The 25,739-nt window shown below is 68.9% G+C and carries 18 protein-coding genes; 12 read left to right on the top strand and 6 right to left on the bottom strand.

Translation table 11 applies throughout. The features are described 5' to 3' along the window. Window position 1 precedes the first annotated feature (1 nt). From EHF44_RS20185 to guaD, 4 genes are all read left to right on the top strand, one after another. Window positions 2-3,148 (top strand): efflux RND transporter permease subunit, encoded by a 3,147-nt coding sequence (locus tag EHF44_RS20185; RefSeq protein WP_124685511.1) that lies wholly within the window; start codon window positions 2-4, stop codon window positions 3,146-3,148. Then, entirely contained in the window at window positions 3,145-4,653 is a 1,509-nt protein-coding gene (adeC, locus tag EHF44_RS20180) for an AdeC/AdeK/OprM family multidrug efflux complex outer membrane factor (RefSeq protein WP_124685510.1), read from the top strand. The genes EHF44_RS20185 and adeC overlap by 4 nt, the downstream gene beginning before the upstream one ends. Before the next feature lie 232 nt (window positions 4,654-4,885). Further along, window positions 4,886-6,187, top strand: a complete 1,302-nt coding sequence (locus tag EHF44_RS20175; RefSeq protein ID WP_124685509.1) for an MFS transporter — start codon at window positions 4,886-4,888, stop codon at window positions 6,185-6,187. A 16-nt stretch (window positions 6,188-6,203) separates the two neighbouring features. Beyond that, a complete protein-coding gene (gene guaD, locus EHF44_RS20170; RefSeq protein ID WP_124685508.1) occupies window positions 6,204-7,556 on the top strand; it encodes a guanine deaminase in 1,353 nt (450 codons plus the stop codon). Here the strand turns inward: guaD and rocF are convergent, their stop codons facing one another. Continuing rightward, the gene (gene rocF, locus EHF44_RS20165; protein ID WP_124685507.1) at window positions 7,557-8,459 is read right to left on the bottom strand and encodes an arginase; all 903 of its coding nucleotides are present in this window, start codon (window positions 8,457-8,459) and stop codon (window positions 7,557-7,559) included. Between the two features lie 149 nt (window positions 8,460-8,608). Here rocF and EHF44_RS20160 point away from each other — a divergent pair, with 149 nt between their 5' ends. Then, entirely contained in the window at window positions 8,609-10,222 is a 1,614-nt protein-coding gene (locus EHF44_RS20160; protein WP_253700270.1) for an MFS transporter, read from the top strand. Window positions 10,223-10,246: 24 nt separating this feature from the next. Then, on the top strand, window positions 10,247-10,702 hold the full coding sequence (locus EHF44_RS20155; RefSeq protein WP_124685506.1) for a MarR family winged helix-turn-helix transcriptional regulator: 456 nt from the start codon (window positions 10,247-10,249) through the stop codon (window positions 10,700-10,702). Between the two features lie 24 nt (window positions 10,703-10,726). Here EHF44_RS20155 and EHF44_RS20150 read toward each other — a convergent pair whose 3' ends face one another. The 3 genes from EHF44_RS20150 to EHF44_RS20140 form a co-directional block, all read right to left on the bottom strand. After that, window positions 10,727-12,058, bottom strand: coding sequence for a cobyrinate a,c-diamide synthase (locus EHF44_RS20150; protein ID WP_253700268.1), 1,332 nt, complete (start codon window positions 12,056-12,058; stop codon window positions 10,727-10,729). A gap of 95 nt (window positions 12,059-12,153) precedes the next feature. Next, entirely contained in the window at window positions 12,154-12,816 is a 663-nt protein-coding gene (locus EHF44_RS20145; protein ID WP_124685505.1) for a response regulator, read from the bottom strand. A 279-nt stretch (window positions 12,817-13,095) separates the two neighbouring features. Then, complete coding sequence (locus EHF44_RS20140) at window positions 13,096-14,049, bottom strand: LysR family transcriptional regulator (protein WP_124685504.1); 954 nt, start codon at window positions 14,047-14,049, stop codon at window positions 13,096-13,098. 886 nt (window positions 14,050-14,935) lie between these two features. On the opposite strand from EHF44_RS20140, the gene EHF44_RS20135 reads away from it, so the two are divergent. The 4 genes from EHF44_RS20135 to EHF44_RS20120 all read left to right on the top strand — a co-directional run bounded on the left by EHF44_RS20135 (window position 14,936) and on the right by EHF44_RS20120 (window position 17,950). Then, the gene (locus EHF44_RS20135) at window positions 14,936-15,226 is read left to right on the top strand and encodes a transposase (RefSeq protein WP_124685503.1); all 291 of its coding nucleotides are present in this window, start codon (window positions 14,936-14,938) and stop codon (window positions 15,224-15,226) included. Window positions 15,227-15,344: 118 nt separating this feature from the next. Next, window positions 15,345-15,665 carry a hypothetical protein gene (locus tag EHF44_RS20130; protein ID WP_124685502.1) on the top strand — a complete coding sequence of 107 codons (321 nt, stop codon included), beginning with the start codon at window positions 15,345-15,347 and terminating at the stop codon, window positions 15,663-15,665. Between the two features lie 69 nt (window positions 15,666-15,734). After that, window positions 15,735-17,087: a DUF3300 domain-containing protein gene (locus EHF44_RS20125; RefSeq protein ID WP_124685501.1), complete on the top strand. Its 1,353-nt coding sequence runs from the start codon at window positions 15,735-15,737 to the stop codon at window positions 17,085-17,087. A 2-nt stretch (window positions 17,088-17,089) separates the two neighbouring features. Then, a complete protein-coding gene (locus tag EHF44_RS20120; protein WP_124685500.1) occupies window positions 17,090-17,950 on the top strand; it encodes a DUF2950 domain-containing protein in 861 nt (286 codons plus the stop codon). On the opposite strand, the gene EHF44_RS20115 is transcribed toward EHF44_RS20120, so the two are convergent. Continuing rightward, on the bottom strand, window positions 17,940-18,605 hold the full coding sequence (locus EHF44_RS20115) for a Crp/Fnr family transcriptional regulator (protein ID WP_253700266.1): 666 nt from the start codon (window positions 18,603-18,605) through the stop codon (window positions 17,940-17,942). The genes EHF44_RS20120 and EHF44_RS20115 overlap by 11 nt on opposite strands. Before the next feature lie 372 nt (window positions 18,606-18,977). On the opposite strand from EHF44_RS20115, the gene EHF44_RS20110 reads away from it, so the two are divergent. Next, the gene (locus EHF44_RS20110; RefSeq protein WP_124685498.1) at window positions 18,978-20,036 is read left to right on the top strand and encodes an extracellular catalytic domain type 1 short-chain-length polyhydroxyalkanoate depolymerase; all 1,059 of its coding nucleotides are present in this window, start codon (window positions 18,978-18,980) and stop codon (window positions 20,034-20,036) included. Between the two features lie 75 nt (window positions 20,037-20,111). Here the strand turns inward: EHF44_RS20110 and EHF44_RS20105 are convergent, their stop codons facing one another. After that, window positions 20,112-21,422 (bottom strand): MFS transporter, encoded by a 1,311-nt coding sequence (locus EHF44_RS20105; RefSeq protein WP_124685497.1) that lies wholly within the window; start codon window positions 21,420-21,422, stop codon window positions 20,112-20,114. 300 nt (window positions 21,423-21,722) lie between these two features. On the opposite strand from EHF44_RS20105, the gene EHF44_RS20100 reads away from it, so the two are divergent. Continuing rightward, on the top strand, window positions 21,723-25,697 hold the full coding sequence (locus EHF44_RS20100) for a DUF748 domain-containing protein (protein ID WP_124685496.1): 3,975 nt from the start codon (window positions 21,723-21,725) through the stop codon (window positions 25,695-25,697). The last annotated feature ends 42 nt before the right edge of the window (window positions 25,698-25,739 follow it).

Below are 25,739 nucleotides of genomic sequence, written 5' to 3'. Positions count from 1 at the left end.
CATGTCTAATTTCTTTATCGAGCGCCCGATCTTTGCGTGGGTGATCGCGCTCGTGATCATGCTGGCGGGCGTGCTGTCGATACGCGCGCTGCCGGTCACGCAGTACCCCGCCATCGCGCCGCCCACCATCGCCATTTCCGTGGCCTACCCGGGCGCCTCGGCGCAGACGGTGCAGGACACGGTGGTGCAGGTCATCGAGCAGCAGCTTAACGGCCTGGACCGCCTGCGCTACATCTCGTCGGAATCGAACTCCGACGGGAGCATGACGATCACGGCCACGTTCGAGCAGGGCACCAACCCCGACATCGCGCAGGTGCAGGTCCAGAACAAGCTGGCCCTGGCGCAGCCACTGCTGCCGCAGGAAGTGCAGCAGCAGGGCATCCGCGTGACCAAGTCGGTGCGTAACTTCCTGATCATCGTGGGCCTGATCTCCACGGACCCCAGCACGACGCGGGAAGACCTCTCGAACTACATCGTCTCGAACCTGCAGGACCCGATCTCGCGCACCTCGGGCGTCGGTGACTTCCAGGTCTTCGGTTCGCAGTACGCGATGCGGATCTGGCTGGACCCGGCCAAGCTGAACAGCTTCCAGCTGGCACCGCTCGACGTCAGCACCGCGATCAAGGCGCAGAACGTGCAGGTGGCCTCGGGCCAGCTCGGCGGCCTGCCGGCCGTGCGCGGCCAGCAGCTCAACGCCACGGTGGTCGGCAAGACGCGGCTGCAGACGGCCGAGCAGTTCGGCAACATCCTGCTGAAGGTGAACCCCGACGGCTCGCAGGTGCGCCTGCGCGACGTGGCCGACGTGGGCCTGGGCGGCCAGGACTACTCGATCAACGCCCAGTACAACGGGCGGCCGGCGTCGGGTATCGCGATCCGGCTGGCTTCGGGCGCCAACGCGCTGGAAACGGTCAAGAACATCCGCAACACGCTGAACCAGCTCGAACCGTCGTTCCCGCCGGGCATCAAGGTGGTGTTCCCGTACGACACCACGCCGGTGATCTCCGACTCCATCCACGAGGTGGTCAAGACGCTGCTCGAAGCCATCGTGCTGGTGTTCCTGGTGATGTACCTGTTCCTGCAGAACTTCCGCGCCACGCTGATCCCGACGATCGCCGTGCCGGTGGTGCTGCTGGGCACGTTCGGCGTGCTGGCCGCGTTTGGGTACTCGATCAACACGCTGACGATGTTCGGGATGGTGCTCGCCATCGGCCTGCTGGTGGACGACGCCATCGTGGTCGTCGAAAACGTCGAGCGGGTGATGGCCGAGGAGGGCCTGGGGCCCAAGGAAGCCGCGCGCAAGTCGATGGGCCAGATCCAGGGCGCGCTGGTGGGCATTGCGCTGGTGCTGTCCGCGGTGTTCCTGCCGATGGCGTTCTTCGGCGGCTCCACGGGCGTGATCTACCGCCAGTTCTCGATCACGATCGTCTCGGCGATGGTGCTCTCGGTGCTGGTGGCGCTGGTGCTGACGCCGGCGCTGTGCGCCACGATGCTCAAGCCAATCGAGAAGGGCGACCACGGCGAGCACAAGGCCGGCTTCTTCGGCTGGTTCAACCGCAGCTTCATCCGCACCACGCAGAAGTACGAGGGCGGGGTGGTCGGCATCCTCAAGCGCCGCGCGCCGTTCCTGATCATCTACGTGCTGATCGTGCTGGCGATGGGCTTCCTGTTCACGCGGATCCCCACCTCGTTCCTGCCGGAAGAAGACCAGGGCGTGCTGTATGCCCAGGTGCAGACGCCGCCGGGGTCGTCGGCCGAGCGTACGCAGGCCGTGCTGGATCAGATGCGGAACTACCTGCTCAACGACGAAGGCAAGATCGTCGAGTCGCTGTTCACGGTCAACGGCTTCAACTTTGCCGGCCGTGGCCAGAGCTCGGGCCTGGCGTTCATCCTGCTCAAGCCGTTCAAGGACCGCGAGGGTGACGCCACGAGCGTGTTCGACCTGACCAAGCGCGCGCAGGCCAAGTTCAGCACGTTCCGGGATTCGCTGGCCTTCGCGTTCGCGCCGCCGGCCGTGCAGGAACTGGGCAACGCCACCGGCTTCGACTTCTACATGCAGGACCAGGCCGGCCTGGGGCACGAGGCGCTGATGGACGCGCGCAACAAGTTCCTGGCGCTGGCCGCCAAGAACCCGGCGCTGCAGCGCGTGCGTCCGAACGGGCTGAACGACGAGCCGCAGTACGTGCTGGAGATCGACGACGAGCGCGCCCGCGCGCTGGGCATCTCGCTGTCGGACATCAACAGCACCGTGTCGATCGCCTGGGGTTCCAGTTACGTGAACGACTTCATCGACCGGGGCCGCGTGAAGCGGGTGTACCTACAGGGCCGTCCCAATGCGCGGATGAACCCCGAGGACCTGAACAAGTGGTTCGTGCGCAACGACAAGGGCGACATGGTGCCGTTCTCGGCGTTCGCGTCCGGCAAGTGGGGCTACGGTTCGCCGAAGCTCCAGCGCTACAACGGCGTGCCGGCCGTGGAAATCCTGGGCGAGCCGGCTGCCGGCAAGAGCTCGGGCGAGGCCATGGCGGCGGTCGAGGAGATCATGAAGCAGATGCCGACCGGTATCGCGTACTCGTGGACGGGCCTGTCGTACGAGGAGCGGCTGTCGGGCTCCCAGGCGCCGGCGCTCTACGCGCTGTCGCTGCTCGTGGTGTTCCTGTGTCTGGCGGCGCTCTATGAAAGCTGGGCCATCCCGTTCTCGGTGATGCTGGTGGTGCCGCTGGGCGTGATCGGGGCGCTGATGGCGACGCTGGCGCGCGGACTGTCGAACGACGTGTTCTTCCAGGTGGGCCTGCTCACCACGGTGGGCCTGTCGGCGAAGAACGCGATCCTGATCGTCGAGTTTGCCAAGGACCTGCACGACCAGGGCAAGGGCGTGGTCGAGGCGGCGGTCGAGGCCTGCCGCATGCGTCTGCGGCCCATCATCATGACGTCGCTGGCGTTCGTGCTGGGCGTGTTCCCGCTGGCCATCTCGCAGGGCGCGGGCTCGGGCAGCCAGCACGCCATCGGTACCGGCGTGATCGGCGGCATGATTACCGCCACCGTGCTGGCCATCTTCTGGGTGCCGCTGTTCTTTGTCGTGGTGACGTCGCTCAAGGAACGCCGCCGCAAGTCCGGACCTTCCTCCCTGGAAACGGGAGCCCAAGCATGAGACAGACGCTACTTTGCCTGGCCGCCGCCGCAGCGCTTGCGGGCTGCAGCCTGATTCCGAACTACGAGCGGCCCGCCGCGCCGGTGGACGCCGCCTATCCCCAGGGCGACGCCTACAAGGCCGGCACGGGCGCGGCACAGGCGCCGTCCGCGGCGGAACTGGGCTGGCGCGACTTCTTCTCGGACCCGCGGCTGCACCGGCTGATCCAGCTTGCGCTGGAGAACAACCGCGACCTGCGCGTGGCTGCGCTCAACGTCGACGCCTACCGCGCGCAGTACCGCATCCAGCGCGCGGACCTGTTCCCCGAAGTGGGCGCCACCGGCCAGGGCACGCGGCAACGTGTGCCGGCCGACCTGTCGTCGACGGGCCAGCGGGTCATCAGCAGCCAGTACGGCGTGTCGCTGGGCACCACCGCGTGGGAGCTGGACCTGTTCGGCCGCCTGCGCAGCCTGAGCCAGGCCGCGCTGGAGCAGTACTTCGCCAGCGAGGAAGCGCGCCGCAGCACGCAGATCGCGCTGGTGGCCAGCGTGGCCAACGCGTACCTGACGCAGCGCGCCGACGAGGCCAACCTGGCCGTCACGCGCGATACGCTGAGCGCGTACGAGCGGACCTACAACCTCACCCGGCGCAGCTTCGAGGAAGGCATCGCGTCGCGGCTGGACCTGCGCCAGTCGCAGACGCAGGTGGAGAACGCGCGCGCGTCGCTGGCCCGCTATACGCGGCTGGTGGCGCAGGACGCCAACGCGCTGGCGCTGCTGGTCGGCACCAGCCTGCCGCCCGACCTGCCCGCCGGGCTGACGCTGGACCAGAACCTGCTGGCCGAGGTACCGGCCGGCATGCCGTCCGACCTGCTCCAGAACCGGCCCGACATCCTCGAAGCCGAGCATCGCCTGAAATCGGCCAACGCCGATATCGGCGCGGCCCGCGCGGCGTTTTTCCCGCGCATCCAGCTTACGGCGTCGGGCGGTACGGCCAGCCGCCAGCTGTCGGGGCTGTTCGATGCCGGTTCGGGGACGTGGCTGTTCCAGCCGCAGATCACGCTGCCGATCTTCACGGCCGGCAGCCTGCGCGCCAGCCTGGACTACGCCCGCATCCAGAAGGACATCAACGTGGCCACGTACGAGCGCACCGTGCAGTCGGCGTTCCGCGAGGTGTCCGATGGCCTGGCCGCGCGCGGCACGTTCACCGACCAGGTGGCGGCCCAGACGCGGCTGGTCGAGGCCAGCTCGGACTACTACCGGCTGGCCGAGGGCCGCTACCGCACCGGCGTGGACAGCTACCTGACCGTGCTCGATGCGCAGCGCCAGCTTTTCACGGCGCAGCAGGCGCTGATCGAGGCGCGGCTCAACCAGTTGACCAGCGAGGTGAACCTGTTCAAGGCGCTGGGCGGCGGGCTGAACGAGGCCACGGGCGCGCCCGCCCCCGACGCGGGCACCACGACCACGGGCAGCACGTCGGGCAACACCCCGGCCAACCCGACGGCCAACGTCCGCCAGGCATCCTGAGTCCAACCGGACCCGGCAGTCACGACGGAGGCAGCTTCTGGCTGCCTCCGTTTTTTCATGCGCGCTCGCTGCGGCGCCTCTGACTGCGCGCGCCCTGTCTGCGGCGTCAGAGCGGTATCGACATAAACGCGGTGGAATACCGCGGACCCCTGTTCCCCGAAAGATTTCACTTCGGTGACGCCTGCCTGTGCACGATAGTCAACGCATCCGATGGTATCGAAGGAGGCGACTGATGGCACCCACGCAATCCGCATCGATTTCCCCGGTCCGGCCCGTGCAACTGGGCGGGGCCCACGCCTGGTGGGTCTGGGCGCTCTCGGTCCTGTTCGTGATCTACCTGTTCAGCGTGCAGACCGGCTATTCGATCGTCAACCCCGACATCGCGCGCGACGTGTCGCTCAGCGTGACGCAGGTGAGCACCATCGCCGCCGTCTACACATGGGTGTTCGCCGTCTGCCAGTTCTTCGGCGGCGCGCTGCTGGACCGGCTCGGCGCGCACAAGGTGCTGCCGGCGTCGGTCGTCCTGGTCATGGCCGGCGTCTTCCTGTTCGCCAATGCGGAGAGCTACGGCATGCTGGTGCTGTCGCAGTTCGTCATGGCCGTGGGTGCGTGCACGGGCTTCGTGGGCGGCGGCTACATCGGCGGGCAGTGGTTCGGCATGGCGCGCTTCAGCTTCATGTTCGGGCTGGTGCAGTTCTGCGCGTCGCTGTCGTCGGCGTTCTCGGTCAACGCGCTCCAGTTCGCGCTGGAGCGGATGGACTGGCGCACGCTGTTCAACTACGTTGGCGCCGCCGGCGTGGTGCTGGCCCTGCTGGCGTTCGCGTACCTGCGCAATCCCACGCCGGTGCCGTCGTCGGGCCAGGGGCCGGTGGCGTTCGTGCGGTCGGTGCTGTCGGCGCTGGCCGATGTGGCGCGCAACGGCCACGTCTGGGTGTCGGCGCTGATCTGCGCGGCGCTGTTCGGCAGCCTGCTGGCCGCCGGGGTGGTGTGGATGCCCAAGCTGATGGCGGTGCGCGGCGCGTCGCCGGAGCTGGCGGCGTTCAGCGCGTCGCTGCTGTGGCTCGGGCTGGCGGCCGGCTGCCTGGTCGTGCCCGCGTGGTCTGACCGCATCCACCGGCGCAAGCTGCCGATCATCGCCGGCTGCGTCGTGCAGCTTGTGTGCGCCGGCGTGACGCTCTACGTGCCGGGCGTGCCCGTGTGGCTGGTGCTGGTGCTCAGTTTCTGTTTTGGCTTTGCCAACGCGGCGCATATGCTGACATTCAGCAGTGCCGCCGATGTGGTGCCGCCGCAGTTGATCGGCACGTCGGCCGCGTTCGTCAACGGCCTGGCCTTCATCGCCGGCGGCATCATGATCGCGCGGCCCGGTGCGCGCGTGGCACTGGGCGAGGCCCACGGCCTGCCGGCCCACACGCTGGCGCTGGCCCAGTACGCCGCGGTGCCCATCGTGGCGGCGCTGGTGGTGGCGCTGGTGCTGGCGCTGCTGATGCGCGAGACGTACCCGGCGCCGGCCGCCGCCACGGACGGACAGCCTTAGAGAGGGAGCAACCGACATGGCCATCTCCGCCATCCGCGCCGCCGCGGTGACGTTCCGCGGCGACCCGTTCCTGCAGGAGCCCGCGTCCTGCCTGGTCTACGAGCCCGACGCGCTGATCGTGATCGACGCCGGCCGCATCCGCGACTTCGGCCCGGCAGAGACGGTACGCCAGCGTCTGCCGGCCGGCACGCCCGTCACGCACTATGCGGATGGCATCGTCAGCGCGGGTTTCATCGACACCCATATCCACTATCCGCAGACCCAGATGGTGGCCGCGTACGGCGAACAGTTGCTCGAATGGCTCGACAAGTACACCTTCGTGGCCGAGCAACAGTTTGCCGACGCGGCGCACGCGCAGGGCGTGGCCCGCGTGTTCCTGCGCGAACTGCTGCGCAGCGGCACCACCACGGCCATGGTCTATTGCACCGTGCATCCGCAGTCGGTGGACGCCTTCTTCGAGGAGTCGGCCCGCTTCAACACGCGGATGATCGCCGGCAAGGTGATGATGGACCGCAACGCGCCGCCCGCGCTGCTGGACACCGCCGAGACCGGCTACCGCGACAGCGTGGCGCTGATCGAGCGCTGGCACAAACGGGGCCGCCAGCACTACTGCATCACGCCGCGCTTTGCGCCCACCAGCACCGACGCCCAGCTCCAGGCCTGCGGCGCGCTGCGCGAAGCGTATCCCGATGCCTACGTGCAGACGCACCTGTGCGAGAACCTGGCCGAGATCGACTGGGTGATGTCGCTGTTCCCCGAGCGCCGTGGCTACCTGGACGTCTACGCCCACGCGGGCATCGTCGGCGCGCGGTCGGTCTACGGGCACGGCATCCACCTGACCGAGCAGGACTTTGCGCTGTGCCACCAGACCGGCGCCGCGCTGGCCCATTGCCCGACGTCGAACCTGTTCCTGGGCAGCGGCCTGTTCCGGCTGTTCGATGCGCGGCTGGCCAAGCGGCCCGTGCGCGTGGGGCTGGGCACCGACATCGGCGCCGGCACCAGCTTCTGCCAGCTCCAGACGCTGAACGAGGCGTACAAGGTGGCGGCGATGAACGGCACGCGGCTCAACGCCATCCAGGCCTACTACCTGGCCACGCGCGGCAGCGCCGAGGCGCTGTACCTGGACGACACGATCGGCACCATCGCGCCGGGCTTCGAGGCCGATCTGGTCGTGCTGGACCGCAACGCCACGCCGCTGCTGGCGTTCCGCAGCGGCTACTGCAACGACATCGTCGAGCAACTGTTCGTGCTGATGACGCTGGGCGACGACCGCGCCGTGCGCGCCACGTATGTGGCCGGCGAGCGGGTCTACGACCGCGACACCGGGTGCGACCCGTTCCGCTATCCGGCCGGCGCTGGCGCCGCGTGACTACAGTGTCGACTTGCCGAACAGGCTCTCCAGCAGTTCCACCACCAGTTCGGCCGTCTGGTTGTGCACGTCGCGCGCGGGATTCAGTTCGAGCACGTCGAGCGAGCCGAGCGCGCCGGTGTCCTCGATCATCTCCAGTGCCAGGTGCGCCTCGCGGTAGGTGGGGCCGCCCCGCACGGGCGTGCCTACGCCGGGCGCGATCTGGCTGTCCAGGAAGTCGACATCGAAGCTGACATGCAGGTGGGTGTCGGCGTCGATGCCGGCCAGCGCGCGCTCCATGGTCTGGCGCATGCCGTTCTCGTCGATATAGCGCATGTCGTAGACGGTCAGCCCCAGCTCGCGCAGGCGCAGCTTTTCCTCGGCGTCCACGCTGCGGATGCCCACCTGCCGGATCTGCTGGGCCGACATGGCCGGCGTGACGCCGCTCAGGGCCGTGAGCGGCGCCGGGCCGTCGCCGCACAGGCAGGCCACCGGCATGCCGTGGATGTTGCCGGTGGGACTGGTGCTGCCGGTATTGGCATCGGCATGGGCGTCCAGCCACAGCACCAGCAGCTTCTTGCCCTGCTCGCGGCAGTGGCGCGCCGCCGCGCTGACCGACCCGATGGCCAGGCAATGATCGCCGCCCATCAGCAGCGGCATGTGGCCGGCCGCCAGCGTCGCGTAGGCGGTCTCGAACACCTGCTCGTTCCACGCCAGCACTTCCTGCAGGTGCCGCATGCCATCGACCGGTGGCTGCCAGGGGTTGCCCGGCCCGCCCAGGTTGCCAAGGTCGTGGACCTGCAGCCCGGTGCGGGTCAGCGCGCCGGCGATGTCTGCCACGCGCAGCGCGTCCGGCCCCATCGACGCCCCGCGGATGCTCGCGCCCACGTCGGTCGGCGCCCCTATCAACGTCACTGGCTTCATGCCACCTCCTGGTAAGGGATGTCCGGTGCCATGATCGCACCGATCCAGATTGACATCGGAAAAGCGCCAAAAATCTCCTGCAGGACGGCATCGCCCGCCCTATAATTCCTGAATCGTTGATTGAGCAATGATTGATCGGGCAATAGAAAATGGCATCGGAATCGCGTGGTGTGGAGCATGAGCCACTGACTGGCAATGCCGGGCAGGTGCTGCCGTTTCGGGAGTCGCTGCTGGCGATGCTCGGTATCGCGTTCGTCGTGATGCTGGTGGCGCTGGACCAGACCGTGGTGTCCACGGCGCTGCCGACCGTGGTGGCCGAGCTGCAGGGGTTCGAGTACTACGCCTGGGTGGCCACGGCCTACCTGCTGACGTCGGTCGTCACCGTGCCGGTGTTCGGCAGGCTTGGCGACTACTACGGGCGCAAGCCGTTCGTGCTGGCGTCGATCATCGTGTTCCTGGCCGCGTCCGTGCTGTGCGGGATGGCCACGAGCATGCCGTTCCTGGTGGCCGCGCGGGCGCTGCAGGGCATTGGCGGCGGGATGCTGGTGGGCACCGCGTTCGCGTGCGTGCCGGACCTCTTTCCCGATTCCCACGTCAGGCTGCGCTGGCAGGTGCTGATGAGCACCGCGTTCGGCATCGCCAACGCGGTGGGGCCGTCGCTGGGCGGCCTGCTGACCGAGTGGTACGGCTGGCGCGCCGTGTTCTATATCAATGTGCCGGTGGGGCTGCTGGGGCTGGTGTTCGCCTGGCGCTACCTGCCGCACCTGCGGCAGCAGCGGCACGAGGGGCCGGTGCGGATCGACTGGTTCGGCGCGCTGCTGATCGCGGTGGGCCTGGGCAGCCTGCAACTTTCGGTGGAATGGCTGCCCGAGCGCGGCTTTGACCTTGTGACGTGCGGGCTGATGCTGCTGTCGTGTGCGTCGTTTGCGGCGCTCTGGCAGTGGTCGCACCGCTGCGAAAACCCGATCCTGCCGCTCGACATGTTCCGCAATCCCGCGCTGGCGCCGCTGTTCGTGCTCGGCGTGCTGGGCGGTTTCACGATGTTCGCGCTGCTGCTCTATGCGCCGCTGCTGTTCCAGGGCGGGTTCGGCTATTCGCCGAAGCAGGCGGGCCTGCTGGTCACGCCGCTGGTGGTGTGCATCACCGTGGGCAGCATCGTCAACGGGCGGATCATCACGCGCATCCCGCAGCCAAACAGCATGCTCTACGCCGGCTTTGCGATGCTGGCGCTGGCGCTGCTGGGCCTGTCGCAGGCCACGCGCGGCATGCATCACAATCTGCTGCTCGCGATCATGCTCTGCGCGGGGCTGGGCCTGGGGTTCGTGCTGCCCAACCTGACCGTTTTCGCGCAGCAGACGGCCGGCCGCTCGCACCTGGGCATTGCCACCGCCATGTTGCAGTCACTGCGCATGGTGGGCGGGATGGTCGGCACGGCGCTGGTCGGCACGCTGGTCACGCGCAGCTATACCGCCGGCGTCAACGCGTCGCTGGCCTCGGCCCATGCGACGGACTGGGCCGGCCGGCTGACCGACCCCCAGATCCTGATCGACAAGGCCGCGCAGGTGGAATTGCTGACCAACCTGCAGCAGGCAGGGCACAATGGAGCCCTGCTGCTGGAGCAGGCGCGGGTGTCGCTGGTGAGCGCCATCCATCTGGGCCTGCTGCTGGCGGCCGTCGCGGCCCTGGTGGGCATCTGGCGGGTACGCCGCGTGCCGCCGATCAAGCTGGTCCGGGTACATGAGCCCGTGATGGCCGCGGACTGACATTCGCCAAACTGGAGACTGGATTTGGAACTGGAGCGACAAAGCCTGGCCGTGCTGCAACAGTTCGGACGCACCTACCGCGCCTATGCCGCCGCGTTCGAACAGCGTATCGGGCATCCGTTGCCGCGCTGGCGCATTCTGTTTGCCCTGCACGGCCACGAGGGCCCGATCGCGCAAAAGCCGCTGGCCGACCGCGTGGGCATGGACCCCGGCGCGCTGACGCGCCAGCTTAAGGCCCTGCAGGAGCTGGGCTGGATCGAGCGCTCCACGAGCGAGCGCGACAACCGCATGACCAACGTCACGCTGACCGACCTGGGCCGCGAGATCGTCGACCAGGCCCTGCCGCGCCGCTCCGCGTTCCTGCAGGACGTGCTGGCCAATGTGTCCGACACCACGATGCACAACCTGTCGAAGGGCCTTGCCCAGCTTGAGGCCGGCATCGCCGACGCCGTGGCCCGCACCGAACGCGACGCCGCCTGAGCGTTTCCGCCCCTACGGCGTCCGCTACGTCGCCCCGAACAGCCGCGCCACCGCCACCGGGTTCGAGGGGAAATAGAAGTGGACGTACGACGCGGTCAGGCTGCCGGCCTGGTACACCGCCTCGCCCTGGCTGCCGTCGCGCGGCGACGTGGCCCGCGCCGCCGGCGCCCATGACGTGGCCGCCCGCGAATAGTGGAAGGTGTGGCCGCGCAGTACCTCGCCCGTGCCGGGCATCGTCACGGATTGATGGCCGATCGCCGACAGCCGGCGCTGCATCGTGACCGTCCCCGGCAGCACGCCGGCCATCGCATGGCTGGTCCCGTCCTTGTCCACCAACTGCTCGAACAGCGCCATCATCCCGCCGCATTCCGCCAGCATCGGCACGCCGCGCGCGCAGGCGTCGCGCAGCGCCTGCCGCATCGCCGTGTTGGCGGCCAGCGCGGCGGCATGGAGCTCCGGATAACCACCCGGCAGCCAGACCGCGTCGCACGGCGGCAGCGCCGCGTCCCGCAGCGGCGAGAACCACGCCAGGTGCGCGCCCAGCGCGCCGAGGGTTTCCAGGTTGGCCGGATAGATGAAGCGGAAGGCGTCGTCGCGCGCGATGGCGATCCGCTTGCCGGCCAGCAGCCGTGGCGGCGGCGCGATGGCGGCGCCGGCAAACGTCACCGGCTCGGGCAGGTGCGACAGCGGCAGCGCCGCCAAGGCATCGGCAAGCACGTCGAGCCGCGTCATCAGGTCTGGCAGTTCGTCGGCGCTGAACAGCCCCAGGTGCCGCGCCGGCAGGCTGGCCGCCGCGTCGTGCGCCAGCGCGCCGGCCCAGGCGATGCCGGGCGGCAGGCTCTCGCGCAGCATGTCTGCGTGGCGCGTGCTGCCGACGCCGTTGGCCAGCACGTGCATCGCGTGGAACGGGTCGCCGTAGTGCGCCAGGCCATAGGCCAGCGCGCCGAAGGTCTGGGCCATCGCGCCGGCCTGGATCACGGCCAGCACGGGCAGGCCGAACAGCCGCGCCACGTCCGCGCTGCTTGGCGTGCCGTCGTGCAGGCCCATCACGCCTTCCACCAGGATCAGGTCCGCTTCCGCCGCTGCCTCGGCCAGGCGGGCGCGCGCGTCGGCTTCGCCGGTCATCCACAGGTCGATCGACTGCACCGGGGCACCGCTGGCCGCTGCCAGCAGGGTCGGATCCAGAAAGTCGGGGCCGGTCTTGAACACGCGCACGTGGCGCCCCTGGCGCGCATGGAGCCGCGCCAGCGCGGCGGTCACGGTGGTCTTGCCCTGGCCCGACGCCGGCGCGGCGATCATCAGCGTGGGCACCGCGCGGGCGCGGGCGGCAAGGGGAGCGGAGGAAGGTTGCGACATGGGTGTAAGCATCGTGGCGGGCCGTCCAGCGCCCGGCGGTGGTCTGAGGCGGGCCGGCTGGCGCGGCCGATTATAACGAGCGGTCCGCATGGCCATCAGCATCGCGGCAGCACCATGCCCTGCAGCGCCGCGCACTCGAACAGCTCGCGGTCGTTGCTGACGCCCAGCTTGTGCATGGCGCAGTTCTTCTGGCGGCTGATGGTCTTCACGCTGCGGCACAGCGTGGTGGCGATCTCGGTGACCGTGCGGCCGGTCAGGTACAGGCGCAGCACCTCCATCTCGCGGGCGGACAGGCGCTGCATCGTGTCGCGCCCCAGCGGCGCCATCGTGCGCACCTCGGCCGGGGCCAGCGCCCGCAGTGCCGACTTGCCGATATAGGTGAAGCCCCGCTGCGCGCGGGCAATGGCCGTGACGATCTCCGGCAACTGGCTGTCCTTGAGCAGCAGCCCCTGCACGCGCACGTCGAGGATGGTCCGCAGCACCAGCGGATTGGTAATCATCGTCAGCACCATGATCGACATGGTCGGATATCGCCGCCGCAGGGCCGTGAGCAGGCGCATGCCGTCAAGCTGCGCCGGGCCGGGCATGTGGAAATCGGTCACCACCACATCGGGGCGCAGCAGTTCGGTCTGCTGGAGCAGCTCGGTGGCGGTGGCAATCTCTCCACAGACCTCCCACCCGGTCTGCGACTGCAATCTGGCTCCGATCGCCGCCGTAATGACGGGGTGATCGTCTGCCAGCAATATCCTCAACGTCATCCATCGACTCCTGTCCTGTACCCGAGGCTCAGCGTTAGGCTGCCCGCTGACGTCAAAAAAGCGCCGCACGCGCCCAGGGGCGGTGCGGCGCAACGACGCATGACTGCGTCCTCGCGGCGGTGCGGGCCAAATGGGGTAAGTCCCGCCACGCAACGATGCCCAGCGAGGTTAATGCGCGGCGGCGATGAAGGGAGTGAGAGGATTCGCAAAATGCATGGATCGACCATGCATTCGCGCGGAGCTGGCCGGACGGGGACGAGGCCCCGCCGGCAGACGGGGTCAGGCGATGGCGAGCGGGCGGGGGCGGTGCTCGGCGTGGTGGCGGCTGTCGATGGCCTTGAGCGGGTCGCGCAGTACCGATGCGCCCACGTCCATGATGTCGCGCAGCGCGGTGCGGTCCGGCGCGCGCTGCGGCATCCAGAAATGCAGCGCGGCCCAGGCCGGGAACGCCGCGGGCGGCGGCAGCAGCCGTGTCTTGCGGTCGCGCGTCACCAGCGGCACGTTGAAGTCGAGCACCGGGCAGACCCCGCCGGCCGCGTGCAGCAGCGTGATCTGCGTGTGCCACGACGGCACCACCGTCTCGCGATGGCCAGGCGTGTTGGCCCGGCGCGCCAGAAACGCATGCAGCGGGCTGTGGCGCTCGCAGTCTTCCTGCAGCAGGATCCAGTCGGTCTCGGCTTCTTCCTTGCTGGCGCCCCGCGCGGCGCTGACCAGCCGGCGCGGCGTGGCCAGGATGCTATGCGGGATGACGCTGTCCGGCACGTTGGCCCCGTCGACGACGAACGCGCAGTCCAGGTCGCCGGTGTCGAGCGAGTCGCCCAGCGCCGCATCGGCGATCACGGGGCGGGTGATGAAGCTGTCGCGCGGAAAGCGCTCGCAGAGCGCGGTCAGGATTTCCGTGATGACAGGGTCGCCGATGGACGGCGAGAAGCCGATGGAGATGCGCCGGCCGCTGCTGGCCGGCAGGGCGTCGGCATCCTGGGGCTGGACCAGCTGGTTCCAGCGCGCCAGGATCTGCCGCGCGGTGCGCTCCAGCCGCAGCGCGTGCGGCGTGGGCTCCAGCGTGCCGTTGCGCTTGACGAACAGCGCGTCGCCGGTGATCTCGCGCAGGCGGGCCAGGCTGTAGGCCACGGTTGGAATGCGGCCCTGGGTGCAGGCCGCTACCGCGCTGAGATCGCGGTACTCCATGAGCAGGACGAACACATGCAATAGCTTGGTGCTGACATGCCGCATACTGACTTCTCCCGATCCGAGACTTCTGGTTTTTTCTTGTTGTGGCGAAGCATTACAGCTTCAGGCGGCGTCACCGGCCAGGGCCGGTGGCGACACCGCGCAACGACTGCGACCAATACAGCTCGACTACGACAAGGGGCGGGGACAAATCGATACGCCCGGGCATTGCGGTCCATGTGTTGCGCATGGACTGCTCCACGAAACCGCGCTTCTTCGACGCTGCGTCGAAGGCATGTGCGGTGCGGCAGTGGCTCCTCTTCCTCAGGCCCGGACCCGGCCTGGCGCGCGCATCGGCAAACGTTGCCGTGGCGTGCCGCCGGTCGCCTGTCTGCTACGCCAGGAGGCGTGCCTTGCAGGCATTCTGAAACTTAGTTGATGCGAAGGAAGCTTAATACAACATTCAGAAAACTACTAGAACACGTTTGGATACCGACACGTTCGCGCCGCGCTAGCACGCGTTGTTCATACATGCAGACATGGCGGAATGCCGCATGGGACGGGCGTTTTGCGGCCGTCCGCCCGCGCCGGATGCAGCGCGTCGTGGCCAGCACGGCGCGCGCCGCATGGTTTGAAGCGACTGACCGAACCTGGCGTGGGCACGAAATGTTCCAAGTTGGAAAAACAAAATTTGACGTAGCCGAGGCGGCTGCCCCATATGGGGGTCGGCACCACCATGGCGCGCGCCCGGCAGGCAGGCTTGCCGTAGCGGCAAGCCCTTTCTTTTTTGCTTAACTCGTCCCGCGAAGACACTGAATTCCTTTTGTCCGGGGGGTGGGCTACCTTACGGGCACCAGCGGCACACAAGCGCTGCACAAGCGCGCCATCGGCAGCGTGACCGGCAGGCTGCCGGGTGCGCCGCACCCGCAGCCGACGAGCGGAGGCATCGGTGAACAGACGCTATTCGGAGGAACAGATCCGCATGTACCTGGCCGAGGCCGCGAGCGGCGTGCCGGTGCGTGAGCTGTGCGCGCGCTACGGGTTCAGCGATGCGTCGTTCTATGGCTGGCGTGCCCGGTACGGCGCGCCGCGGCAGGGCGATGCCGTCGACACGCGACGCCTGCGCCAGCTGGAGGAAGAAAACGTGCGGCTCAAGAGTATGCTTGCGGATGCGCTGCTGCAACTGGAGCTGCTGCGCAACCGTGGCGGCAGGCGTGGCAACGGCAAGGCGGACGCGTGACGCCGGGCCGGCCCGCGCGGGCCGCAGCTTTTCGCCCGGGCAATGCGTGGCATTGCCATCGAATTCTGGAGTGTTTCTGGTGAGAAAGGTTTTCGCTGCCATCGCCGCAGCAGGATGCATGGTTTCGCTCGCCGCCCACGGGCAGACGCCGCCGGCGGATCCGTCGGCGCCGATGATCGCGCCGCTGCCGCCGCGCATGCTCGATCCCGCCACGTCCACCGTGGACGATCCGGGCGGTACGCCGGGCACCTCGCAGCGCGAACACTGCCGGCAGTTGCTCGACAAGATCAATGCGCTGCCCGCCGGGCCGCAGTGGTCGCAAGGACAATCCACGGTGACCACGGCCGACGGCCGCAAGTACTCCACGCTGGAACGCGCGCCCGAGCGCAAGCGGCTGGAGGAAACCTACCGGCAGCAGTGCGCACAGGCCCGCAAGTAGCCGGCGCGGCCCGGGCCTGACGGCCGGGCAGGCGAGCCGTGGTCGTTTTTCGTCATGGAAGGAGCGATCATGTTGCGCGTGCAACGAATCCTGGCCTGGATGCTCGGGCTGACCCTGCTGGCGGGCGCCGGCGGCGCCTGGGCGCAGGCCCGGCTCGACAAGCCCCAGCTTGACCAGCTGCTGGCGCCCGTGGCGCTCTATCCCGATGCGCTGCTGTCGCAGGTGCTGATGGCGTCGACGTATCCCGCCGACGTGGCGGCCGCCGCGCAGTGGTCGAAGTCGAACGCGAGCCTGTCTGGCGATGCCGCCACCAAGGCCGTGGCCAGCGAGCCGTGGGACCCGAGCGTGCAGTCGCTGGTGGCCTTTCCGTCGGTGATGGACATGATGGGCCGCCAGCCGCAGTGGGTGCAGTCCGTGGGCGACGCCTTCCTGGCGCAGCCCGACGACGTCATGGATTCGGTGCAGCGCCTGCGCCTGCAGGCCCAGCAGGCCGGCACGCTGAAGACCACCGAGCAGCAGAAGGTGGTGACGCAGCAGACCGGCGGCACCACGGTGGTCCAGATCGAGCCGGCCAATCCGCAGGTGGTCTACGTGCCGAGCTACAACCCGACCGTGGTCTATGGCACGTGGCCGTATCCGGCCTATCCGCCCGCGTACTATCCGCCGCCGCCGGGCTCGGTGTTCGCCACGGCGCTGGTGTCGGGCATCGGCTTCGGCCTTGGCGTGGCGGCCGTGGATGCGCTCTGGGGCGGGTTCGACTGGGGCGGCCACGACGTGAACATCAACGTCAACCGCTACAACAACATCAACGTGAACCAGCGGCTCGACGTGAACCGGGCCAACGTGAACTGGCAGCACAATGCCGCGCATCGCGGCAACGTCCCGTACAACAACCCGAATGTCGCGAGCCGCTTCGACGCGCAGCGGCAGCAGGGGCTGGCCAATCGCCAGCGCCCGGGGCAAGGCGGCGTGCAGGGCCAGCGGCGGCTGGGCCAGGACGGCGGCGGCGTGCAGAACCGCCAGAGCCGCGACGCCGCACGCGAGCGCGCCGCGCAATCGTTCGAAGGCCGCACCGGCCAGTCGATCGCGGGCCATCACGCACCGGGGGTCAACCGCCAGGGCGGCGGACAGAACCCGCGTCCCGCCGGCGCCGACCGGCAGCGCCTGGACCAGCACGAGGCGCGCAACCGGGCGCGCGACACCAATCGCAACAACGCATTCCGCGATGCCGGCAATGGCGACCGGATGCGCCAGCAGGCCAGCCGCGGCGGCAGCAGCCTGCAACGCGTGAACGCCGGCCAGACGCCGCAGCGCGCGATGCCGGCACGCACGGGCGGCGGCTTCCAGGGCGCGGGCGGCGGTGGTGGCCACTTCGGCGGCGGAGGCGGGGGCGGCGGTCATTTCGGTCACGGTCGGAGATAACGATGAAGCGCAACCAGACAACGGGCCGCATCGGCGGGGCATGGCAGGCGTTGCGCGTGCTGGCCGTGGCGGCGCTGCTGGCCGCGCCGGCCGCGATGGCGCAGCAGGTGTTCCCGACGCCCGAGGCCGCCATGGACGCGCTGGGCGACGGCGTGGCCCGCAGCGACCCCGACGCGCTGCAGCGCGTGCTTGGCGCGCAGTACCGCCGCATCGTGCCGCCGCAACTCGACCAGCAGGACCTTTACGATTTCCTGGGCGCGTGGGCCAGCCACCATGCCGTGCGCAAGGACGGCGACGACGCGGCCAGTGTGGAAGTGGGCGGCAGCGGCTGGACGTTTCCGGTGCCGATCGTCCGGCGCAAGGCTGGCTGGCAGTTCGACCTGGCGGCCGGCGAGCGCGAGGTGCGCGTGCGGCGCATCGGCCGTAACGAGATCGTCGCCATGGACACGCTGCTGCAACTGGCCGACGCCCAGCAGCGCTATGCCGAGCAGGTCGGCCACGGCAGCTACGCGCGGCAACTGGTTAGTACGCCGGGCAAGACCAACGGGCTGTACTGGCCGTCCGCCTCGGCCGACAACGACAGCCCGCTGGGGCCCGACGCGCTGGCCATGGGCCCGGAGACCCCGCCCGACGACGCGTACTACGGCTACCGCTACCGGATCATCGCCCCGCCCAAGGGCAGCAATGCGAAGTTCGCGTTCGTGGCGTGGCCGGCCCGCTATGGCGAATCGGGCGTGCATGCGTTCATGCTCAACAGCGAGCGGCGGTTCTACGAGCGCGACCTGGGCAAGGGCACGGCGGCCCGAGCCGGCGCCATCCGCACGTTCGCGCCCGACGGCTGGCAGGAAGTGTCTAAGGAATAGCCGGAGGGCCCGCTTGGGCGGCCGCTGGCGGTGCGGGCGCCGCGACGGCGTCGCCATCGGCATGCACGGCGGCCAGCCCGTCCGGATCGACGATGCGGAGCTTGCGCTGCCGCACGATGATCAGCCCGGCGGCGCCGAAGCGCGACAGCAGCCGGGAAACCGTTTCCAGCGTGAGGCCGAGATAGCTGGCGATGTCGTTGCGCGTCATCGCCAGCGTCAGCACGCCGTCCGCCACGCCCCGGCGCGCCTGTTCCGCCGCCAGGTCCAGCAACAGCATCGCCAGCCGCTGGGCCGCCTTCATCGACCCGATCGCCACCAGCAACTCGGCCTGCCGGCGCGCGTGGCGCCGCTGCATCGCCACCACGGCGGCGCGGATGCCGGGGTCGTCCCGCAGCATCGGCCGCAGTGTTTCCACCGCAATCGCACAGCATTCGGTGTCCTGCAGCGCGATGACCGTGGCGTCGTGGGCGTCGGCCTCGTGCGCTTCCAGTCCGCATACGTCGCCGGGTTGCAGGAAGCCGCTGACCTGCCGCCAGCCAATCCCCGTCTCGAAAACCTGCTTCACCCCGCCAGCGCGGATCGGATAGACCGCGCGGGCGGCGCGTCCCTGTATGTAGAGCACGTCACCTGCGCGCAGCGTGACCGTGCGCGGCATCAGCGATGCCGCATTGCCGCAGGCCAGCCTGCACGCCGGACGGAACGGGCAAAGGGTGCAGCATGGGGCGCTTGAGGTGGAAAGTTGCGGCGGCATCGCGGCGCGGATCGATCCGGTTCGGGGCGTACTGCCGAGTATAGGCCGCCGCCAACTTCGTTCATCGGGCATCGTTCTGCATTCTTTTATCGTCTGCGATAAGCAATTTGAGCCCGGCATCCCGCGATCGGGTGAGGGCGACCGGCCGGTCGGCGTTGTTTCGCTATTTCATGTTGCATCTTGCAGACAATGCCCCCAATCCATCACGCCGGCTGTGCTATGCTGCGTTGCACAATACAGGAGGGGACTCGTTCCTAGATGAGCAGGAGTTCTCATATGGCCAAAAGCCTTTCTCCGGTTTGGGATGCGCAACTGCGGCAAATTGGCCGTGCGCAGCACCGCACCGGGAAGCAATTCCGATCCTGGCTGGCGCGTCTCGATCCGGCGCTGCCGGCTGCACGCCGGCCACTGGACCCGGCCCCGGCCGAACTGCCGGGCGTCTGGCAGTCCCACAAGCTGGCACTGGCGCCCATGCCGGGCGAACTGGTGCCGCAGTTGTCGTACCGGCTCTATATGCCTTCCGGCGCCAAGGGGGCGTTGCCCGTGGTGGTAATGCTCCATGGCTGCCAGCAGACGCCCGAAGACCTGGCCGCAGGCACGCGCATGAACGCGCTGGCGGAGCGCGAGGGCTTTATCGTCGCCTATCCGCAGCAGCCGCTGCGCCGGTCCGTGCACCGTTGCTGGCAGTGGTTCGACCTGGGCGCCGGCGAGGGCGGACGCGAGGCGCAGGCCGTGGCGATGCTGGTCGACGAACTGGCTGCCCGGCCAGACGTCCGCCGGGGTGAAATCTATCTGGCGGGCCTGTCGGCCGGCGCGGCCATGGCGGCCGTGGTGGCGCTGCGCTATCCAGAGAAAGTGGCTGCAGTGGGTTTGCATTCGGGCGTCGTGATCGGTGCCGCCGACAATCCGCGTGCCGGGCTGCGGGCCATGCGCCATGGCGCAGAGTCCGAGCCGGCGCTGCTGCTTGATGCCGCCGGCGTGACGCCGGGCGGGCCGGAGATGCCGGCCATCGTCGTCCATGGCATGACCGACGACGCCGTGAACCCGGTCAATGGCCGCCTGCTGGCGCGCCAGTTCCTGGCCTACAACGGGCTCTACGACAAGCTGGGCACCCGCATGGATTGCGCCAATGACGCGCCCCCGCTGGCCGACGGCGACTATCGCGAGGCCCGTTTCGGGCGCTGGAATCGCGATCTGGTGCGGCTTGTGGAAGTGGCGGGGCTGGACCACGCCTGGAGCGGCGGCGATGCCAGCGTGCAGTATCACAGCGACATCGGCCCCGACGCGAGCTGGCTGATGTGGCAGTTCTTCCGGCAGCATCGCCGGGTGGCCTGACGCCCTGCGGCGACGGGCCAATGAAAAAGGGGGAAGGCTGGTGGCCTTCCCCCTTTTTTTGCGCGCGGCGCGGCGTCAGGCTTCGCGCTTGCGGATGAACAGGGCGGTAATCATGCCCATGATGCAGACGGCCACGACGTAGTGCGCCGGGGCCAGCTTGTCCGTCTTCAGCATCAGCGACACGATGACCGGCGTCAGCCCGCCGAAGATCGCATACGAGACGTTGTACGAGAAGGACAGGCCCGAGAACCGCACCTGCGCCGGGAAGGCGTGCACCAGCACGAACGGCACGGCGCCGATGGTGCCGACGAAGAAGCCGGCCAGCGCGTACAGCGGCAGCAGCAGGTCCGGACGCGCGCCGATGGTCGTGTACAGCAAGTAGGCCGTGCCCGCCAGGAAGGCGCCGCCGATGGACAGCGTCAGCCGGGCGCCGATGCGGTCGGCCAGCACGCCGGCCACGATGCAGCCGATCGACAGGCACAGCGTGGCGGCGCTGTTGGCCACCAGTGCCGTGCGGGCGTCGAAGCCGAACAGCGTCTGCAGGTAGGTGGGCGTCAACAGGATCACCACGACGATGCCGGCGGACAGCATCCACGTCAGCAGCACCGAGATCAGCACGGCGCCGCGATGGTCGCGCACTACGGCCTTGAGCGGCATTTCGGCGGCCAGCGCCTTCTTCTGCTGCAGTTCGGCAAAGACCGGGGTCTCGTGCAGCCAGCGCCGCAGATACATCGAACCCACGCCAAACACGCCGCCGAGCACGAACGGCAGGCGCCAGCCGTGGTCGAGCAGGGCCTGCGGGTCGAACATCGCGTTGATGCCGGTGGCCACCAGCGAGCCCAGCAGGATGCCGGCCGTCAGGCCCGCCGTCAGCGTGCCGCAGGCGTAGCCGATATGGCGCCGGGGCACGTGCTCGGACACGAACACCCAGGCACCCGGCACTTCGCCACCCACGGCCGCGCCCTGCAGGATGCGCAGCACCAGCAGCAGCATCGGCGCCAGCAGCCCGATGGACGCATAGGTGGGCAGCAGGCCCATCAGCAGCGTCGGCACGGACATCAGCAGGATGGACAGCGTGAACATCTTCTTGCGGCCCAGCAGGTCACCGAAGTGCGCCATGATGATGCCGCCCAGCGGGCGCGCCAGGTAGCCGGCGGCAAAGATGCCGAACGTCTGCAGCAGGCGCAGCCAGTCCGGCACGGACGCCGGAAAGAACAACTGGCCAATGACCTTGGCAAAAAAGACAAAAATAATGAAATCGTAGAACTCAAGCGCGCCGCCCAGTGCAGCAAGGGCAAGCGTCTTGTAGTCCTGACCGGTCAGCGGGCGGGCGGCGGGGCCGCCTGGCGCGCCCATTGCCCCGGCAGTACTGCTGGAGGTGGACATGGAAAGACTCGCATGGATACATTCACATGCGAAGCGCGCAACACGGATGGCGTGGAGGGGGACGGTCGTGGGGATGACGACACGAACTTGGCGAACCGGGCCGGCGGGTAAGCTGGCGGGCACGACGGGACGCTTCGCAAAGGCGTAAAGATACCAGAACGACGCTGGGCGACTCCGACGCTGATCATATTCATTACGCATTCGCACGGTGGGCTGCCATAATCCGTCTCCATCATGCATGACAAGTGAAATCCGGGGCACAAAGCGCGACGGGCGCGGGGTCATATTTTCCGAGGTGACATGGCTTTCAAGGATTCGATCCAGGCTGCGACAGGGGCGGCCATGGCAACGCCGCGCCGGCGCATGGCGTGGCGCGTGGCGGGCGGGGTGGTGGCCGCGGTGGCGCTGTTTGGCCTGGCCGGCTATTTTGGCGGGCCGCCGCTGATCAGGTATCTGGTCGAAAAACACGCCACCGAGGCCCTGGGCCGCAAGGTCACGCTGGGCGCCGCGCACGTGCGGCCGTTCGAACTGGGCGCCACGCTCAACGACCTGACCATCTTCGAGCCCGACGGCAAGACCCCGATGCTGAAGCTGGGCCAGGTGGAGGCCGATGCGGCGGCCGCGTCGATCTGGCGCCTCGCCCCGGTGGTCGACTTCCTGCACGTGGACCGGCTCAGCGTGCACGTGGTGCGCAATGCGGCGGGCAAGATGAGCTTTGCCGACATCCAGGACCGCTTTGCCGCGCAGCCGCCCAAGCCGGCCGACAGCGAGCCGGCCAGGTTCTCGGTCAGCAATATCGCAGTGACCAACGCGAGCTTCGTCTACGAGGACAAGGCGCTGGACACCCTGCAGCGTGTGGAAAATTTCACGCTGACGCTGCCGTTCTTGTCGAACCTGCCGCACGACGCGACGATCAACACGCGCCCGACGCTGTTCGCCAAGATCAACGGCACGCCGCTGGCGCTGGCCGGCACGTCGCAACCGTTTTCCGATACGCGCCAGACCGACCTGAACGTCAATCTCGACGGGCTGGAGGTGGCCCGCTACATGGCGTTCGCGCCCAGGCTGAAGGACGCGCAGGTCAAGGGCGGGCTGCTCGATACGCGGCTGAACGTGGGATTCCGGCAGGACAAGGATCGCCAGGACCTCTATGTGTCCGGCACGCTGACGCTGCGCGAGGCCGATGTGGTAACCCGCGCCGGTGCGCCGCTGATCCGCGCGGGCCGGCTGGCCGTGGACCTGGCGCGCGTGGAGCCGCTGGCCCACAAGGCGCAGGTCAGGCGCATCGACCTGGAAGGGTTCGATCTGCAAGCGCTGCGCCGCGCGGACGGATCGCTGAACCTGGCCACGGCTTTCCTGCCCGAGGCCGCACCGGTGCCAAAGGCTGCGCCGGCTGCTGCTGCTGCGCCGGCTTCCGCGCCCGTGGCAGCGGCATCGGCGCCGGCGGCGTCGGGCGTTCAGGCGCCGCCCAAGGCCGGCGAGGTGCCGTGGTCGTATGCGGTGGAGCGCGTGGTCCTGAAGGACGCCAAGCTGGGATTCGTCGACGAACTGGCGCCTTCCGGCCCCGGCAAGCTCGATATCGGCCCGGTCAATGTCGAAGTGGCCGGGCTGGCCAGCAGCGGCGACAAACCTGCCAGGCTTGACGCGAATATCACAATCGCCAATGGGCAGATGATCCGCCACAGCGGCGAACTGGCGCTGAACAAGGGCACGCTGTCTGGCACGCTGGAGACGGCCGGCCTGCAGCCGCAGGGCTTCTCGGCCTGGTGGCCGCGCGAACTGCAGAGCCAGTTCGGCAAGACGGCGGTCAACGCCGAGCTGCACTATGCGATGGCGTGGTCCCAGCCGGTCTTCCAGTTCACGCTGCAGAAGTCGCGCGTGGAGCTGTCGCCGGTGTACGTGTCGACGCGCGAGCCGGTGAAGATGCCTGCCACGCCGGCCGCCGCCGCGAACGAGCGCGACGACCGCGCGGGGCTGACCGTCGCGGCGCCGCGCCAGGGCGCACGGGGCGGCCGTGCGGTACGGGTGGCGCGCGCGCCGGACACCGAAGGCGCCAGCCTGCCGCTGCTCAAGGCCGACAAGCTGGTGCTCGATGACATCCAGCTCGACCTGGCCAGGCAGACTTTCGAGGCCGGACAGGTGGCGCTGGTCAAGCCGGCCATCTCGGCCACGCGCGACCATCGCGGCCAGTTGCTGGAATCGGCGCAAATCTGGGCCACGCAGTCCGCCCAGCAGAAGGCCGCCGATCAGAAGGCGGCAGCCCGCCCCGGCGCCGCGCCGGCCAATGGCGCTGCGGCGCCGGGCTGGAAAGTGCGCGTCGGCAAGGTCGCCGTCGATGGCGGCGAGGCGCGGCTGGCCGACTATGCGCCGGCCGCGGCCAACCGTGGCCGTCCGGTCATCCACCAGTTCCGCAACATCGGCCTGACCACGGGCACCGTGACGTGGCCGCTGTCGCCGGGCGCGCTGCCGATGAAGTTACACGCAGAAAGCGGCCGCAAGGGCGTGATGACCATCGACGGGCAGGTGACGCCGACGGGGCCTGCCGCGCAGTTGCAGCTCGATCTGCGCGAGCTGGACATGGCGCCGCTGCAGCCGTACCTGGCGGACCGCCTCAACGCGGCGCTGCGCAGCGGCACGATGACGCTCAAGGGCAAGCTGGCCTACGATGCGCCGCCCGGCAAGCCGATAGCCGTGCGTTTCACCGGCAACGCGCTGGCCGGCAATGTGCGCACCGTCGACCGCATCTCCGGCGACGACTTCCTGCGCTGGCGCGCGCTGTCGGTCAACGGCATCGACTTCAACATGAACGACGCGCGCGGCCCGATGCAGGTGGGAATCCAGAACGTGGCGCTGAACGATTTCTATGCGCGCGTGATTCTCAATGCCAACGGCCGGCTGAACCTGCAGGACGTGATGGCCGGCGGCGCCGAGAAGGGCGAGGCCGCGCCGTCCACCAGCCTGACGCAGGCCAGCCCGGCGTCAGCGCCCGAGGCCAGGCCCGCTGCGCCGCCGGCGCAGGCCAAGGCCGCCGAGCCGGCCGGGCCCAAGCCGCAGATCCGCCTGGGCGGCGTCACCATCAACAAGGGCAACATCAATTTTTCCGACTTTTTCGTCAAGCCCAACTATTCCGCCAATCTCACCGACATGAAGGGGTCGGTGTCCAAGGTGTCGTCGGCGGACCCGACGCCGGCAGACCTGGTGCTCAACGGCCGGCTCGACGATGACGCGCCGGTCAGCATCAGCGGCAAGCTCAATCCGCTGGGCGAGCAGCTCTACCTGGACATCGCGGCCAAGGCGGCCGGCGTGGAGTTGACACGGCTGACGCCATACGCGGCCAAGTACGCGGGGTATCCGATCACCAAGGGCAAGCTGACGGTGGACGTGGCGTACAAGATCGAGAACGGCAAGCTCGATGCCCGCAACCACCTGTACCTGGACCAGCTCACCTTCGGCGAGCGCGTGGACAGCCCCGACGCGGTCAAGCTGCCGGTGCTGCTGGCCGTGTCGCTGCTCAAGGACCGCAACGGGGTCATCGACATCAACCTGCCGGTGTCGGGATCGCTGTCGGACCCCGAGTTCAGCATCGGCGGCGTGATCCTGCGCGTGATCGTGAACCTGCTGACCAAGGCCATCACGTCGCCGTTCTCGCTGATCGCGTCGGCGTTTGGCGGCGGGGGCGAGGAACTGGGCTACATCGAGTTCGCGCCGGGGTCGTCCACGCTGTCCGACGAGGCGCGCAAGAAGATCGAGACCGTGGGCAAGGCGCTGAACGACCGGCCATCGCTGCGGCTGGAGATCAGCGGCCGCATCGACCCGGCCACCGACGCCGACGGCGCGCGCCGCGTATGGCTGGACCAGCGCGTGGCGAACGCCAAGCAGCGCGAGCTGCGCCGGTCCGCGCAGGCGGGCGAGCAGGCCGGGGAAGGCGAGGGCGGCGACCAGGGCGCGCGCGTGACCGTGTCGAAGCAGGAGTATCCGAAGTACCTGGAAGCCGTGTACAAGCGCGAATCGTTCAAGAAGCCGACCAACTTCATCGGCCTGAACAAGTCGCTGCCGCCGGCCGAGATGGAAAGGCTGCTGCTGCAGAACGCCCCGGTCACCGATACCGAACTGCGGGCGCTGGCGGACCAGCGCGCGCTGGCGGTCAAGCAGTCGCTGGAACGCGACGGCAAGGTACCCGACGCCAAGCTGTTCCTGACCGCGCCCAAGCTGACGGCCGACGGCATCAAGGACAAGGGCGCGCCGAACCGCGTCGATTTCTCGATCCGGCAGTAGCCGGGCGGTCCACTGGCGTCCGGGCGAAACCACGTATCATTC

Source organism: Cupriavidus pauculus (assembly GCF_003854935.1).
Classification (GTDB): Bacteria; Pseudomonadota; Gammaproteobacteria; order Burkholderiales; family Burkholderiaceae; genus Cupriavidus; species Cupriavidus pauculus_C.
Note: the sequence above shows the minus strand (reverse complement) of the source record. Positions and strands in the feature narration are given on the sequence as shown.